The 15,418-nt window shown below is 61.4% G+C and carries 17 protein-coding genes; 12 read left to right on the forward strand and 5 right to left on the reverse strand.

Annotated features, from left to right (window positions below; all coding sequences use genetic code 11):
* Positions 1-4: 4 nt before the first annotated feature.
* Genes hpaE through hpaI form a run of 6 tightly spaced genes read left to right on the forward strand, consistent with a single transcriptional unit; the run spans position 5 to position 5,800 of the window.
* Positions 5-1,465, forward strand: coding sequence for a 5-carboxymethyl-2-hydroxymuconate semialdehyde dehydrogenase (gene hpaE, locus ACKZ62_RS15195; protein WP_032891388.1), 1,461 nt, complete (start codon positions 5-7; stop codon positions 1,463-1,465).
* A gap of 48 nt (positions 1,466-1,513) precedes the next feature.
* Entirely contained in the window at positions 1,514-2,371 is an 858-nt protein-coding gene (hpaD, locus tag ACKZ62_RS15200; protein ID WP_032891387.1) for a 3,4-dihydroxyphenylacetate 2,3-dioxygenase, read from the forward strand.
* Positions 2,372-2,416: 45 nt separating this feature from the next.
* Complete coding sequence (locus ACKZ62_RS15205; protein ID WP_099602413.1) at positions 2,417-2,809, forward strand: tautomerase family protein; 393 nt, start codon at positions 2,417-2,419, stop codon at positions 2,807-2,809.
* Between the two features lie 52 nt (positions 2,810-2,861).
* Positions 2,862-4,166 (forward strand): MFS transporter, encoded by a 1,305-nt coding sequence (locus tag ACKZ62_RS15210; protein WP_447095463.1) that lies wholly within the window; start codon positions 2,862-2,864, stop codon positions 4,164-4,166.
* Positions 4,167-4,178: 12 nt separating this feature from the next.
* Positions 4,179-4,982, forward strand: a complete 804-nt coding sequence (gene hpaH / locus ACKZ62_RS15215) for a 2-oxo-hept-4-ene-1,7-dioate hydratase (protein WP_032891384.1) — start codon at positions 4,179-4,181, stop codon at positions 4,980-4,982.
* A 14-nt stretch (positions 4,983-4,996) separates the two neighbouring features.
* Positions 4,997-5,800: a 4-hydroxy-2-oxoheptanedioate aldolase gene (gene hpaI, locus ACKZ62_RS15220; protein ID WP_447095464.1), complete on the forward strand. Its 804-nt coding sequence runs from the start codon at positions 4,997-4,999 to the stop codon at positions 5,798-5,800.
* 101 nt (positions 5,801-5,901) lie between these two features.
* Here the strand turns inward: hpaI and hpaR are convergent, their stop codons facing one another.
* A complete protein-coding gene (hpaR, locus tag ACKZ62_RS15225) occupies positions 5,902-6,324 on the reverse strand; it encodes a homoprotocatechuate degradation operon regulator HpaR (protein WP_447095465.1) in 423 nt (140 codons plus the stop codon).
* A gap of 238 nt (positions 6,325-6,562) precedes the next feature.
* Between hpaR and ACKZ62_RS15230 the strand changes: the two genes are divergently transcribed.
* The 6 genes from ACKZ62_RS15230 (at position 6,563) to ACKZ62_RS15255 (ending at position 11,436) form a co-directional block, all read left to right on the forward strand.
* Positions 6,563-7,861: an NAD(P)/FAD-dependent oxidoreductase gene (locus tag ACKZ62_RS15230; RefSeq protein ID WP_447095466.1), complete on the forward strand. Its 1,299-nt coding sequence runs from the start codon at positions 6,563-6,565 to the stop codon at positions 7,859-7,861.
* 31 nt (positions 7,862-7,892) lie between these two features.
* The gene (locus ACKZ62_RS15235) at positions 7,893-8,258 is read left to right on the forward strand and encodes a cupin domain-containing protein (protein ID WP_447095467.1); all 366 of its coding nucleotides are present in this window, start codon (positions 7,893-7,895) and stop codon (positions 8,256-8,258) included.
* 56 nt (positions 8,259-8,314) lie between these two features.
* Positions 8,315-8,974: a helix-turn-helix transcriptional regulator gene (locus ACKZ62_RS15240; protein ID WP_032891377.1), complete on the forward strand. Its 660-nt coding sequence runs from the start codon at positions 8,315-8,317 to the stop codon at positions 8,972-8,974.
* An 84-nt stretch (positions 8,975-9,058) separates the two neighbouring features.
* Positions 9,059-9,880 (forward strand): molybdenum cofactor biosynthesis F family protein, encoded by an 822-nt coding sequence (locus ACKZ62_RS15245; protein ID WP_447095468.1) that lies wholly within the window; start codon positions 9,059-9,061, stop codon positions 9,878-9,880.
* Entirely contained in the window at positions 9,873-10,673 is an 801-nt protein-coding gene (locus tag ACKZ62_RS15250; protein ID WP_447095469.1) for an SDR family NAD(P)-dependent oxidoreductase, read from the forward strand. The genes ACKZ62_RS15245 and ACKZ62_RS15250 overlap by 8 nt, the downstream gene beginning before the upstream one ends.
* Positions 10,666-11,436: an SDR family oxidoreductase gene (locus ACKZ62_RS15255; RefSeq protein ID WP_181640032.1), complete on the forward strand. Its 771-nt coding sequence runs from the start codon at positions 10,666-10,668 to the stop codon at positions 11,434-11,436. The genes ACKZ62_RS15250 and ACKZ62_RS15255 overlap by 8 nt, the downstream gene beginning before the upstream one ends.
* 62 nt (positions 11,437-11,498) lie before the next feature.
* Here ACKZ62_RS15255 and ACKZ62_RS15260 read toward each other — a convergent pair whose 3' ends face one another.
* The 4 genes from ACKZ62_RS15260 to ACKZ62_RS15275 all read right to left on the reverse strand — a co-directional run bounded on the left by ACKZ62_RS15260 (position 11,499) and on the right by ACKZ62_RS15275 (position 15,259).
* Positions 11,499-12,098, reverse strand: coding sequence for a TetR/AcrR family transcriptional regulator (locus ACKZ62_RS15260; protein ID WP_122757271.1), 600 nt, complete (start codon positions 12,096-12,098; stop codon positions 11,499-11,501).
* Between the two features lie 15 nt (positions 12,099-12,113).
* The gene (gene feaR / locus ACKZ62_RS15265) at positions 12,114-13,076 is read right to left on the reverse strand and encodes a transcriptional regulator FeaR (protein WP_179179026.1); all 963 of its coding nucleotides are present in this window, start codon (positions 13,074-13,076) and stop codon (positions 12,114-12,116) included.
* A 118-nt stretch (positions 13,077-13,194) separates the two neighbouring features.
* A complete protein-coding gene (locus ACKZ62_RS15270) occupies positions 13,195-13,815 on the reverse strand; it encodes a DUF3156 family protein (RefSeq protein WP_447095470.1) in 621 nt (206 codons plus the stop codon).
* Complete coding sequence (locus ACKZ62_RS15275; RefSeq protein ID WP_401379552.1) at positions 13,760-15,259, reverse strand: APC family permease; 1,500 nt, start codon at positions 15,257-15,259, stop codon at positions 13,760-13,762. The genes ACKZ62_RS15270 and ACKZ62_RS15275 overlap by 56 nt, the downstream gene beginning before the upstream one ends.
* Positions 15,260-15,418: the final 159 nt, after the last annotated feature.

Genomic DNA, 15,418 nt, shown 5'->3' on the forward strand with positions numbered 1-15,418 from the left:
CAGCATGATCAAACATTGGATCAACGGCCGTGAGGTCGAAAGTAAAGACGTGTTCGTCAACTACAACCCAGCCACCGGTGAAGCCATCGGCGAAGTCGCCAGCGGCGGTGCCGAGGAAGTCGCGCAAGCTGTGGCCGCCGCCAAGGAAGCCTTTCCCAAATGGGCTGGCACACCGGCCAAAGAGCGTGCGCGCTTGATGCGCAAGCTGGGCGAACTGATCGAACAGAACGTGCCGCACCTGGCCGAACTGGAAACCCTCGACACCGGCCTGCCGATTCACCAGACCAAAAACGTGCTGATCCCCCGCGCCTCGCACAACTTCGATTTCTTCGCCGAAGTCTGCACCCGCATGGACGGGCACAGCTACCCGGTCGATGATCAGATGCTCAATTACACCCTGTACCAGCCAGTGGGTGTGTGCGCGCTGGTCTCGCCGTGGAACGTGCCGTTCATGACGGCTACCTGGAAGACCGCGCCGTGTCTGGCGCTGGGTAATACTGCCGTGCTGAAAATGTCTGAATTGTCGCCATTGACCGCTAACGAACTGGGGCGCCTGGCCGTCGAAGCCGGCATCCCCAACGGCGTCTTGAACGTGATCCAAGGCTATGGCGCAACGGCGGGTGATGCGTTGGTGCGTCACCCGGACGTGCGCGCGATTTCCTTCACCGGCGGCACCGCCACCGGCAAGAAAATCATGCAGACCGCCGGCCTGAAAAAGTACTCCATGGAACTGGGCGGCAAGTCGCCGGTGCTGATCTTTGAAGATGCCGACCTGGAACGCGCCCTCGATGCCGCCCTGTTCACGATCTTCTCCCTCAATGGCGAGCGCTGCACCGCCGGCAGCCGCATCTTTATCCAGGAAAGCGTCTATCCGCAGTTCGTCGCCGAGTTTGCTGCGCGCGCCAAACGCTTGATCGTCGGCGACCCGCAAGACCCGAAAACCCAGGTCGGCTCGATGATCACCCAGGCCCACTACGACAAGGTCACCGGCTACATCAAGATCGGCCTCGAAGAAGGCGCCACCCTCCTCGCCGGCGGCCTCGAACGTCCGGCCAACTTGCCGGCGCACTTGAGCAAAGGCCAGTTCATCCAACCGACGGTGTTCGCTGACGTGAACAACAACATGCGTATTGCCCAGGAAGAAATCTTCGGCCCGGTGGTGTGCCTCATTCCCTTCAAGGACGAAGCCGAAGCCCTCAAACTCGCCAACGAAACCGACTATGGCCTGGCGTCGTACATCTGGACCCAGGACATCGGCAAGGCGCATCGTCTGGCCTATGGCATCGAAGCCGGGATGGTGTTCATCAACAGCCAGAACGTGCGCGACCTGCGTCAGCCGTTCGGCGGCGTGAAGGGCTCCGGCACCGGCCGTGAAGGCGGCCAGTACAGCTTCGAAGTGTTCGCCGAGATCAAGAATGTGTGCATCTCGATGGGCAGCCATCACATTCCACGCTGGGGCGTTTGAGTCACACCAGCCCCCTAAGACAACAACAATAATTTCAGGAGAATCATCATGGGCGAAGTCGTCCTGGCGGCGAAAATCTGCCACGTTCCCTCGATGTATTTATCGGAGCTGCCCGGCAAGCACCATGGCTGCCGTGAAGCAGCGATTGCCGGTCACAAAGAGATCGGCCGCCGCGCCCGCGAACTGGGCGCCGATACCGCCGTAGTGTTTGACGTGCACTGGCTGGTCAACAGCGCCTATCACGTCAACAGCGGTGAGCACTTCAAGGGCACCTACACCAGTAACGAGCTGCCGCACTTCATCAAGAACATGGACTACGAATACCCAGGCTGCCCGGAACTTGGCGAGTTGATCGCCGCCGAGGCCAATGCGGCCGACGTGCGTACCCTGGCCCACAACATCCCCAGCCTGGAGCTGGAATACGGCACCCTGGTACCGATGCGCTACATGCACATGGGCGTACCGGACGCGCAGAAATTCAATGTGGTATCGATTGCCGCCTGGTGTGCCTGGCATCGCCTGCAAGACAGCTTCACGTTCGGCGCCGCCGTGCGCCGGGCCATCGAGAAGAGCGACCGCAAAGTCGTGGTGCTGGCTTCCGGCTCACTGTCGCACCGGTTCTCCGACGACCGTAATGCCGAAGCCAATATCCATAACTGGACGCGCGAGTTCGACAAACAGGTCGACCTGCATGTGGTGGAGCTCTGGCGCCAAGGCCGCTGGAAAGAGTTCTGCGCGATGCTTCCGGACTACGCCGAACACTGCTTCGGCGAAGGCAAGATGCACGACACCGCGATGCTTCTCGGGTTACTCGGCGGGCCGGATTACGACAAGCCTGCCGAAATCATCACCGCCCCGTTCGGCAGCTCCGGCACCGGGCAGATCAACGCCATTTTCCCCGTTTGACCGTATGGCCGCACGGTGTCCCCGCGCGGTCTGAAGGAGCCGTTCATGCCCCACTTCATCGCTGAATACACCGACAACATCGAGCAGCAGGCGGACTTGCCTGGCCTGTTTGAAAAAGTCCATGCCACCCTGGGCGACAGCGGTGTGTTCCCGCTGGGCGGCATCCGCAGCCGAGGCGTGCGCCTGGATACCTGGCGCATGGCCGACGGCAAGCACGACTACGCCTTCGTGCACATGACGCTCAAGGTCGGCCATGGCCGCGACCTGGCGACCCGTCAGCAAGTCGCCGAACATCTTTTTGAGGTGATCACCGCGCACTTTGCCGAGCTTCAGGCCCAACGCCTGCTGGCCCTGTCGTTTGAAATGATCGAGCTGCACGAGCAGCTCAACTTCAAGCAGAACAACGTGCACGCCTTCCTCAAGGCCCAGCTGGGCTAGCACGCCCTGCCCGTTCACTCCATCGGCCTTCTCAGACAAAAAGTATAAAACCATGAGCACAGCCAATATCGCCGACAGCCTCGGCAGCCTCGCCCGCGACCGCACCCACAGCACCATCACCTGGCGGCTGATGCCGCTGTTGTTGATCTGCTACCTCTTTGCCCACCTCGACCGCATCAACATCGGCTTCGCCAAGATGCAAATGAGCGCCGACCTGAATTTCAGCGACACGGTCTACGGCTTCGGCGCCGGTCTGTTCTTTGTCGCTTACGCGCTGTTCGGCGTACCGAGCAACATGGCCCTGGACCGTGTGGGTCCCAGGCGCTGGATCGCCACGTTGATGGTGGTGTGGGGCGCGCTGTCGACCTGCATGTTCATGGTCGACAGCGCCACGGGCTTCTATGTGCTGCGCTTTTTGCTCGGAGTGGCCGAGGCGGGTTTCTTCCCAGGCATCCTGGTGTTCCTCAACCGCTGGTACCCGGCTGGTCGGCGTGCGCAAGTCACCGCCTTGTTTGCGATTGCGGTGCCCATGGCCGGGGTGATTGGAGGGCCACTGTCGGGCGGCATTCTTGAGCACTTCCATGACCTGGGCAGCCTGCGCGGCTGGCAGTGGATGTTTGTCATCGAGGGCGCGCCGGTCATCCTGCTCGGGCTGGTGGTGCTCAAGTGCCTGCCGGACAGTTTCGAGACCGTTACCTGGCTGACGCCCGCGCAGAAGCAACAACTGCGCGAACAACTGACGAAGGAAGAACAGCGCAAATCGATCACCTCGTTCTCCGCGATTCTGCGTAACCCGCAAGTCTGGCTGTTGGTGGCGGTGTATTTCGCGGTGATGCTGGCAGTCAACACCCTGGCGTTCTGGATGCCAACACTGATCCACGGCGCCGGGGTCGGCAGCGACGGCAAGGTCGGACTGCTCAGTGCAGTGCCGTATCTGGCGGGTTGCTTTTTCATGATCGGCTGCGGGCGTTCGTCGGATCGCCAGCGTGAACGCCGCTGGCACCTGTGCGTGCCGTTGCTGATGGCGGCCGCCGGTATTGCCATTGCCGGGCTCGCTCCAGCCAACCCGACCCTGGTGCTGAGCGGCCTGATCCTCGCCGGCATGGGCGCCAGCGCAGCATTGCCGATGTTCTGGCAGTTACCTCCGGCGTTTCTCTCCAATACCACTCAGGCCGCCGGCATCGCCTTGATCAGTTCCTTCGGCAGCATCGCGTCTTTCTTTGCGCCCTATCTGATTGGCTGGATGCGCGACACCACCCACAGCGCCAGCCTGGCCCTTTACGCCCTGGCGCTGCTTATTGCACTCGGTGGCCTGCTGGTGCTGCGCACCCAGGCCGCCATCGTCAACCCTCACTGAGAGACCTTTGTCATGCTTGATCAACAGCTCATCCAGCAAGCCGCCGCCCGTCTTGACCAGGCCGAAAGGTCACGGGAACAGGTGCGCCAGTTTTCCCTGGAGCACCCGACGATCACGATCGAAGACGCCTACGCCATCCAGCGCGCCTGGGTCGCCCAAAAGATCAAGGACGGGCGCAAGCTGGTCGGCCACAAGATCGGCTTGACCTCCCGCGCCATGCAAGTGTCGTCCAACATCACCGAGCCGGATTACGGCGCGCTGCTCGATGACATGTTCTTCGATGAAGGCACCGACATCCCCTTCGAGCGCTTTATCGTGCCGAGGGTCGAGGTGGAGTTGGCGTTCATCCTGGGCAAACCGCTTAAAGGCCCGAATGTGACGGTGTTCGATGTGCTGGACGCCACCGAGTGGGTGATCCCGGCGCTGGAGATCATCGACGCGCGTATCCAACAGGTCGACCCGCACACCAACGCCACCCGCAAGGTGTTTGACACCATCTCCGACAATGCCGCCAACGCGGGCGTGGTCATGGGCGGACGCGCCGTGCGCCCCACTGAAATCGACCTGCGCAAAGTGCCGGCAGTGCTCTACCGCAATGGCGTGATCGAAGAATCCGGCGTATCGGCCGCCGTGCTCAATCACCCGGCCAAGGGCGTGGCCTGGCTCGCCAATAAACTCGCCGCGTATGACGTGACCCTGCAACCTGGGCAAATCATTCTCGGCGGTTCCTTCACCCGGCCGGTGGCGGCCAACCCTGGCGATACCTTTCATGTCGACTACGACATGCTGGGCTCGATTGCCTGCCGCTTCGTTTAACAGGAGATCGCTCGATGGACATGCCTATCAACACCTTCAAGCAACGCCTGCACAGCGGTGAGGCCCAGATCGGCCTGTGGTTGGGTTTATCCGATGCCTATTGCGCAGAACTGGCCGCCAACGCCGGGTTTGACTGGCTGCTGATCGACGGCGAACACGCGCCCAACGACCTGCGCGGCATGCTTGGCCAGCTCCAGGCCGTGGCACCCTACACCAGCCACCCGGTGATCCGCCCGGTCATCGGTGACACCGCGCTGATCAAACAAGTGCTCGATATCGGCGTACAAACCTTGCTGGTGCCCATGGTGGAAAGCGCAACGCAGGCACGGGAACTGGTCAAGGCGATCCACTACCCGCCCAACGGCGTGCGCGGCGTCGGCAGCGCGCTGGCACGGGCATCGCGCTGGAACAGCATCCCCGATTACCTCGACAAAGCCGACGAGCAGATGTGCTTGCTGGTGCAGATCGAAAGCCGTGAAGGCCTGGCCAACCTGGATGCGATTGCGGCGGTAGAGGGCGTGGATGGTGTGTTTATCGGCCCGGCGGACCTGAGCGCCTCGATGGGTTTTCGCGGCAACCCCGGCCATCCTGACGTGCAGGCGGCGATTGAACACGCCATCGCCCGTATCCGCAGTGCTGGCAAGGCCGCCGGCATCCTCAGCGCCGACCAGGCCTTGGCGCGGCGTTACATCGAACTGGGCGCGGCGTTCGTCGCAGTGGGCGTCGACACCACCGTGCTGATGCGCGGATTGCAAAGCCTCGCGGCGGCCTTCAAAGATGCACCGGCGCCCACAAGCACTGCCGGTGCTATCTACTGACGCTGCGGTATTCGCGTTTGCTTTGGCTACGCCGTCAAACACGCTGGCCGAACACAGGCTTGAATCCGTGGGCAACCCGGCAGGACGCCGGGTTAGCCCTATCAACGCTTGAGCGTCTTCAGCTCATTGAGCAACGCCAGCAACGTCTGCAACTTCTCCTCACCAAAGCCCGCCTGCAAGCGCTGATAATTCGCCTCCATGCACTGACTCATCGAGGCAAAACACGCCTGACCTTTGTCGACCAACCGCACCAGCACACGCCGTTGGTCCTGCTGCGCCTTGCGCCGTTCAACCATGCCCGCGGCCTCCATACGAACCAGCACACCGGTCATGCTCGGTTTGAGGATGCACGCAAGCTCCGCCAGACGATTAATCTCCAGCTCATCGTGCTGGCTCAGGATGCGAATGACCCGCCATTGCTGCTCGGTCAAACCGTGTTGGTTAAGCGAAGGACGAAAAAACCCCATGGCGGCTTCACGCGCTTGGAGCAAAGTAAGGGTCAAGGATTGGCGCGGTTTGGGCATGGGTGCAGGCGTCGCAATTAGTTAACAGATTAACAACATTCTAGCACCCGCGACTGATCACCGTGTGCCGCTTTACCGCCTGGCCGGCTCCAGGGTGGACAGTGGCAGCCTGGGTCAAGACCGACGGCACACAGAATCAAGACACCTACCGCTCGGAAGGCAGTTAATAGACCCCAACAGGCACAGAGCTTCTTGTCGGCTCTGCAGTGAGTTCCCCTTCACTTTTCCAGGCTGCGCCATGATCAATATCGAAACGCCGACCTACTACTCGGCAACCAAAAAATACAACCTCAGTTTCCCAACCCTCGAACAGGACGTGGAAGCGGATGTGGTAGTGATTGGCGGCGGTTTCTCCGGCATCAACACCGCGCTGGAACTCGCTGAAAAAGGCATCACCAACATTGTGGTGCTCGAAGCGCGCTACCTGGGCTTCGGTGGCACGGGCCGCAATGGCGGGCAGATCATGGCGGGGATCGGCCATGACTTGGAGAAGATCAAGCAACAAGTCGGCGACGAAGGCCTGCGCCAGATTTTTGAAATCAGCGAGCTGGGCGCCGGGATCATCAAGGACCGCATCGCCAAATACTCGATTGACACCGACTTCTGCCACGGCTACGGCTACATGGGCTTCAACGCCCGCCAGGAAAAAACCCTGCGCGCCTGGGAGAAAGACTTCAAGTCGATCAATACCAAAGACGAAATCCGCTTTATGGCAGGGTCCGAGGTCAAGCAGATCATCGGTTCCGACGCCTATACCAGCGCGCTGCTGCACATGGGCGGCGGCCACGTGCACTCGCTCAATCTGCTGCTGGGCGAAGCCAAGGCACTGGCCGGCCATGGCGTGCGCATCTTTGAGCACAGCCCGGCCCTGGACGTCAGTTATGGCGAGCGCATCACCGTGCGCACCGGCCGCGGCTCGGTCAAGGCGTCCAAGTTGCTGTGGGCCTGCGACAGTTTCCTCAACAAGCTCGAACCCGAACTGCACAAGACGACCGTTAACACCTACGCCTTTCAGTTGATGACCGAACCGTTGTCGGACGAGATGATCCATCGCATCAGCCCGATACGCGGCGCCTACAGCGATATTCGGCCGGTGATCGACTACTACCGCGTCACCAATGAAAACCGCCTGCTGTTCGGTGCCGCCACGCCGTTTGTCGAGCACATCCCGCTGGACCTCAAAGCCTGGAACCGCAACCTGATGCTGAAGATTTTCCCGTACCTCAAGGACGTGAAGATCGACCTGGCGTGGGGCGGGCCGATGGCGACCGGTGCCAACCTGTTTCCGCAGATCGGCACCCTCAGTGGTCGCCCCAACGCCTTCTATGTGCAGGGTTACGCCGGCTTTGGCGTCACGCCCAGCCACATCATCTGCAAGGTCCTGGCCGAAGGCATGAGCGAGGGTTCATCGCGCTATGACCTGATCAGCTCGGTCAAGCATGCGCAGATCCTGGGTAAGGACCATATCCGCCCACTGCTGCTGACCGCCGGTAAAAGCCTTCATCAACTGTCGGGTTACTTCAACGGTCGCCGTTGATGCCCACCGTTTCATTCTCAGGAGAACTGCCATGCCCGTTACGACGCTCAAGAAAGACATCCAATTATCCGACCTCGATGCCTGGGGCACCGTCGCCGACCTTGGTTCCGAGATCCTCGAAGGTGAAGTCAACGCCTTCGGCAAAATGACCTTTGGCGCACCGACCGACCCGGTCAGCAGTGCCTATTTCGGCACCACCCAAGGCAAGTTCCGCATCGTCTATCCGTTTGCCGAACAGGCCACCGTGGTCACCGGCGAAGTGGTATTGACCGATGAAAGCACCGGCCAGAGCAGCCGTTACAAGGCCGGCGACAGCTGGTTCGTGACCAAGGGCACGCCGGTGCTGTGGGAGATTGTGAGCGAGAGCTTTGTGAAGCACTATTTCGCGGTTGTTTGATGGTTCTGCCTGCCGGCTTCGGTCGGCAGCATTTTCTCCGGCGCAGGTGACCGACCATGCACGCCATCCCCGCTCAGGAAGTCGCCGGCCATTGCCTGCAGGCTTTCACCCAGCTCGTCCCCGCCAGCCAGGCCGCGTTTTATTGTGTCGACCGCCAACTCCAAGCCCGCGATTTCCAACTGCAAGGCATGAGTGGCGAGATGCACCGCGACTACCTGGACAACTACCGGCAATTCGACCCGTTGCAGCCGCGCAATTGCCTGTCCACCGGGCTGGCCGTGGTGCCGCTGGGTTTGGCCATGGCCCGCCAACCCCAGCGTGACAGCCGCCGCTATCGCGACTTCCTGCAGCGCTACGGTGTAATCGATGTGGTGGAGATCGTTGCCCATCGCGCCGACCAACCCCAGGCGGCCATCTCGTTACTGCGCACTGCCGAACAAGGCGCCTTCACCCCCGACCAATTGGCGCAGCTCACTGCCTTGCAGGCCCTGCTGCAAATGGCAGTGGCCAATATGCAGCCCTGTGAGGATGCATTCGCCGCCTTCACGCCCAAGGAGCGCCAGATCGCGTGGTTATTGCGTCAAGGCGCGAGCAACAAGCAACTGGCCCTGGAACTGGACGTGGGCCTGCCCACCATCAAGACCCACCTGATCCACCTGTTCCGCAAGGCGGGCGTGAGCAGCCGCACCGAACTGGTGGCGGCGCTGTTTCTGTAGCGGCCTCAACCCTTCGGTTGATAGGCGCGCGCCCTGCTCCACCTCATGCTCCGGGTTGTCCATTCAACCCACTGGAGCCATGCAATGACCACCCCATCCGACTGGATCACCGTAGGCGCCCTCGCCGACGGTTTCGCCCCCGCAGCGTTCATCCTGCCCAACCTCGCCGACCTCAACGGCAAAACTTTCACCCTGCACTTTGCCAACGGCTGGCAGATCGAGCATCGCTTTGAAGCCGACGCGCTGCACTGGCACGCTGCCGACGGCCACTCCAGCGGTTCGGCCACGTACCGCGCTACATCGGTGCGACCGGGGCTGTACCTGGTCGATTTCATCAAACACGAAGCCGGCCAGGCGTGGTCGATCAGCCTGGTGCTGGACACCGCCACCTCGTCGTTCACCGCCGTGATCGGCCGCATGCCGCGCCGCGAGCACACCGAAGAAGGCCTCTACAGCCGCGCCCTGGCTGGCAAAGCGTTGACCTCGGTTGAGGTGGATTTCCTCCACGGCAGCCTGGACCAACCCTGGCAACCCGGCCATTGCCCCCACGCGCCGACCCAGGAGCTGACCGGCTTGCGCAACCTGTACCGCTACAGCCCGAGCGAAGTCTACGAGCACATCTACCTGAACGATCAGTTCTACGCCTGGCAATGCATCAAGGGCGTAGAGCAAGGCCTGTGCGATACCGACCGCTGCCACTACTACAAGATCGCCGACCAGTTGTACCTGTTTGTCTGGCGCGAAAAGATCATCCCGACCTTGGGCCTGGTATTGATCGACCTGCACCAGCACCGCAGCGACGGCAAGATCTTCGGCTATGCCGACGCGTCCTTTGCTGAGCTGTCGAACTTTCCGGTCAGTTCCTACTGCCAGGTACTCAACCGTACGGAGTATCCCGATGCCTGATCCACGCACCGTCGTCATCACGGGCGCCGGCACCGGCATCGGCGCCGCCTGCGCCAGGCTGTACGCCGCCGAAGGGGCCAATCTGGTCCTGATCGGCCGGCGTCGCGAGCCGTTGGAGCAGGTGGCGGCCCAAACCGGTGGCCTGATCCTGGTCGGCGATGCGGCCTGCCCGGACACTTGGGAAGGCTTTATCGCGCAGATTCGCGCGCTCCATGGCCGCCTTGATGTATTGCTGGCGTGTGCCGGTGGGCATGGCGTGGGCAGTGCCAGCCAAACCAGCCCGGCCACCTGGGAAGCCGCGTTGCGCAGCAACCTGGACAGCGCGTTTTACAGCGCCCGGGCTTGCCTGCCGCTGCTGATCGAAAGCGCCGGCAATATCGTGCTACTCGGCTCCATCGCCTCCCTAGCCGCCGGGCCTGAAGTGTGCGGCTACACCACCGCCAAGCATGCGCTGCTCGGGCTTAACCGCTCGCTGGCACGGGACTACGGGCCGCGTGGGGTGCGGGTAAACGCGGTGTGCCCCGGCTGGGTCACCACGCCGATGGCCGATCAGGAAATGCAGCCCTTGATGGAGGCTTACGGCGACACGTTGCAGCAAGCCTATGCCCGCGTATGCGCCGACGTACCGTTGCGCCGCCCCGCCAGCGCCGACGAAATCGCCAAGGTGTGCCGCTTCCTCGCCAGCCCTGACGCCTCAATCATCACCGGCGCAAGCGTGGTGGCCGACGGCGGTTCGAGCATCGTGGATGTGCCGACGCTGGCCTATGCCCATATGGAGAACGCCCATGCCTGAAGATTTAAATTTCAGCGGCAAAACCGTGCTGGTCACCGGCGGCGCCCAAGGCATCGGCCAGGCCATTGTCGAGGCGTTTGCCTGGCGCGGCGCGCGCGTGATGATCGCCGACCTGCGCCTGGCGCAAGCCCAAGCGCTGGCCGAAGCGCTGCGCGTGCGAGGCTGTCAGGTCGAAGCCATGGAACTTGATCTGGCTGACGCCGCCGCCGTGTTCGACGGTATCAAGGCCATAGACCTGGACTGGGGCCGCCTGGATGTTCTGGTGCACAACGCCGGCTATTTCCCGCTGACACCCTTCGCGCAGATCACCCCCGCCGTCCTGGAACGCACCCTGGCGGTCAACCTCTGCGCATTGTTCTGGCTGACCCAGGCCGCCTTGCCCATGTTTCAGCGCCAGGGCGGTGGCTGTGTGTTGGTCACGTCATCGGTCACCGGGCCACGGGTTGCCTATCCGGGCCTCAGTCACTACGCGGCGTCCAAAGCCGGGGTCAACGGTTTTATCCGCAACGCAGCGCTGGAGTTGGCCTGCGACGGAGTGCGGGTCAATGGCGTCGAGCCAGGGATGATCGCCACGCCGGCCATGGGCAATCTGGGCGACGAACAAGTCAACGCCGACATCGCCAGCCGCGTTCCTCTGGGACGACTCGGCGCCCCGGAAGATATTGCCGCAGCCATGTTGTTTCTGGCGTCTGACCTGGCCGCCTACATCACTGGCCAGACCCTCGTGGTGGATGGCGGATCGACGTTACCTGAGGTGAAATAGCCTCTGGGTCTCTGTAAACCGAATCAACTGTGGGAGGGGCTTGCCCCCTCCCACAGGTTGATCTAGCGCTCGGCCCTTTCGAGCATCGACAGTGAGTCACCGAACACTCGCGACAACGCCGCTAGCCGTTTGACGTACCCCTGAGACGTCGAATAAATCAACTCCACATGCAAGCTGTCGACAATCCCCAGATAGGCATCACAAAACACCTCAAGCGCCTCGGGCTCTACCCGGCTGTACCGACTGCGCGCTGCATGCTGAAAACCCTCGCGTATGCAGGCCAGATACCCCTCGAATCCCGCCGTAATCACGCTGCGAATCCGCGCAGGCGGAAAGTACGCCGTACGCAACAGAAAGCGCAGATGCGCAGAGCCTTCATAGCGGCCGATCAAGCGCTCAAGGTGCAAATAACCCGGCATCCCCGTGTACCCGGCCTCGTCCTGAAAGCACCCAGCGATAGAGTGGTGTTCATGGTCCAGGGCAATCTGGAAGACTGTCTGAAACAACGCATCCTTGCTCACAAAGTGCGCATACAACGACGCCTTGCGCATACCCGCCCCCACCGCGATATCGTTCAGCGACGAGGCGTCATACCCATGATCGGCAAAGTGTTCGACCGCCACCGCACAAATATTACTGGCCGACAGGCTGAGCGCTTTCATTGATCGATGGACAACCTACGCCGCACCGACCGCTTGCTGCAGATGGGTCGAACGAAAGTCCTTGGGCGACAGCTCGAATTGCTTCTTGAACGAGCGACTGAAGTGAGCCGAATCGGTGAACCCCCACTTATAGGCAATCGAGGTAATCGACTCACTCTTGAGGAACGGGTTGGTCAGGTCATCCGCGCTACGCTTTAGCCGCGCCCGCTGGATGTAGCGGCAGACGCTGTCGTCCTGTTCTTCAAACAGGCGGTACAAGTGTCGCACCGAGATGTTCAGCCGATTGGCCAGGCCCACGGGGCTCAGGCCCGGTTGGGTCAGGGACTCATCAATGACTTTCTGCACATAGCTGCGCAGGTTGCTGCCGTGCAACGAGGCGGTGCTGTCACCTTGGGTGTCATGCGCGTCAAACGCCGAACCCAGCAAGGAGACAAAGGCCGCCTGCAGTGCCTGCGCCTCTTCCTCTGAATCCTGGCCGTCCAGCCCTTCCCTGCACAGTTGGTCCATCAACACATGGAGCATCCGCCCACAGGCTTTGCTCGACGAGATCTTGCCGAAGGTTTTCGAGGCGTTGCCCAGCTGTTTGCACACTGCGTTGCGCGAAAGAGACAGGGATGCATGTTCAATCAGGCCGAAGGGGCTGATTTCGATTGAACCGGTGGAATCCATCAGCAGCATGTCACCGGGGGCCAACTGGATGACCTCGTCGTTCTGGGTGATCTGGCAATAGCCGCTGCGCTGGCTGACGAGGAAGCAATGCTGGTCCATGTCGTGATCGGCGTTGGGCCGTGGGCGCTTGATCAGGCCGGCATTGGTCCGCAGGGAGGCCAGTGAGAGGCAACCACGGGAGAGCGTGGAGACTTCACCGATGAACAGCGAACGGTTGAAGGCCAGTTCAGTGTCGAAATGGCCACAGGCCGCTCGCAAATCCTGAGTCCAGGTGTCCAATCCAGTGTGCGCAGATTGATAGGTGCTCATGGCAACTCCACAGTGGCTTCTTGTTTTTGTTGGCCAATAGTTAACATGTTATCTATATAGGCGCAACAAGTACGTAGTACCGACTGTGGAAGCAGTAATGATGCCAAGTCGCCAAAAATCAGAGCGCGCCCAGCACCCGGTGTAACCCCGCTAGAACATCGAACAAAGCCCCTCGTTGCGCGCCGCTCAAGGCGATGTAGCGACGAAACGCGGGCATGCGGTTGACCACTTCGCTGCCGCCCATATGTTCAAGCCGAACGTGCCACTGCTGGCCGTCCAGTGCGATGCACAGGCGCTTGAAGTCGAGCGCCATCAACGCTTGATGCAGGGTTTGATCCTGCGTCAACGCAGCCTCAAGCCTGGACAGCAAGCTCGGCGTACCAGCGCGTTGCCGACATGCCAGCCCCGTGCGCCGAATCGACCCGCGGTGGTGCAGCTCGAAGCGTGCATTGCCCTGCTCTGAGGCGGGCACGTTGACCATGAATTCGGTCATGACCAAGTGCATCAGCAACTGCGATTCGGTGCGCTCGCCAACCGCCACCTGCACGTCGCTATCGCCCAAACCGAACACTGCGCTTGTCGGCCCCGTCGAGGTAAAACTCGCCAAGCCAAGGTTGCGTCGCAGGTACTCAAGCGTGACGCCGGGACGATAACCGGCCGGGGCCCGTTTGGCACTGAACAGCTCAGACAGCTTTTGCAACATGCTCGATATACCCAGGGTGAGGGTTGCCAGGCTCATGGGAAAACTCCTTGGCCAGCACGTCTTCTACCGACGCTGGCTTGAATGGATTGACCTTCTGCACCACCAGTGTCCAGAACAGCGCATAGCTCGCGGTGATCCCAAGCATCACGCCAAACGGCACATAAATATCGGCGGGGTTCATGCCCGGTGGGGTGATGAACCACATGCCCAGCAAGATGCCGACGCTGGACAGGATCTGCGGCAACGGGAAAAACGGCGAGCGATAGGCACGTGGCAGATCAGGGCGACGAATCCGCAGGATCACCACCGACAGTGTCACCAGCAGGTAGGAGAAACTCCACGCACACACCGCCGCCAGCACCAGGTGCATGATGTTATCGGTGTTGCCACCCAGCCACAGGGCATACAGGCACGGGATCAGCATCGCCACGAGGATGCACAGCAGCGGCGTCTTGAAGCGCGGGTGCAAGTAGGTGAACACCTTGGGCAACGCACCGTCCACCGCCATGCCATAGAGAATCCGCGGTACACCGGCCATCAACGTGTTAATGGTGGCGGCGCCCGCGAACAGAAAACCGATCCCCAGCCACAGCGGGCCTACCTGGCCCATGACCTGCTCGGCAAACTTGGGAATCGCCATCGGCGTGTCGAGCAGGTGCACGCCCGACGCGGCGTCCAGCAGCACGTTTTCGACCTGGCGCTTCATCGCCGCGCCATAGATAAACATGCAGGTTGCCACGCTCAGCAATCCAAGAATCATCGCCTTGGGCATGACCTTGGCCGAGTTGCGCAAATCCGGGGCCAACGGGGTGACGAACTCGCAACCGACGAACATGAACATGGCCATGCCCACCAGCGACAGAATGGTGATCAGGTCAGTGCCCACCAGCGACACACCAAACCAGCCCTCCAGCTGCACCGCCGGTGCGGCGATCAGGCCCATCACGCCAAACACCATCAGCGTGGTCCACATGCCGAAGGTCAGGATGATCTCGGCCCGGCCAAAAGCACTGACGCCGAAAGCATTGAGAATGCCGAACACCACCACGAACCCGACCCCCAGCAACCAGGAACCGCCGGCCGACTCCGCCAGGGTATTGAGGTGCTCGAAGTTCACCAGGGCCATGACCCCGGACAGAATGGTCTCGGCCGTGCCCGCGAACACGTGCACGATCAGGTACGCCGACAAAGTGCCGGTGATAGCGAAGAATCGACCCATGCCGCAATTGATGTAGTCGTAGACCGAACCGGTGGTCGGCAGGATCGAAGCCGCCTCGGCAAAGGTAGTCGCCTGGGCCAGCATCATCACCACTGCGATCAGCATGGCCACCGCGAAGGCGCTGCCGCCGATCCCGAAACCCATGGTCGCGGTAAGAATCACCGGGCTGGCCATGATCAGGCCAATGGTGCTGGCCAGCGCGGTTGGAAAGCCGACGCTGCCTCGTTTCAAATGCTGCGTGAGCCGGTCATTGATCGACATGGTGCGGATCCTCGAAAGCGGATTTCTTAGTGGATGCATCGAGCCCTACAGGGAGCCGGCGATAACGCCCTCCCCAACCAGTCCCTGATCAAAACGGCATCGAGCGAAATCACTGTGCGCCCATGACCTATCGAGCGTCTTGCCCATGTCTGCCGTCAC

This window comes from Pseudomonas sivasensis (assembly GCF_052938085.1).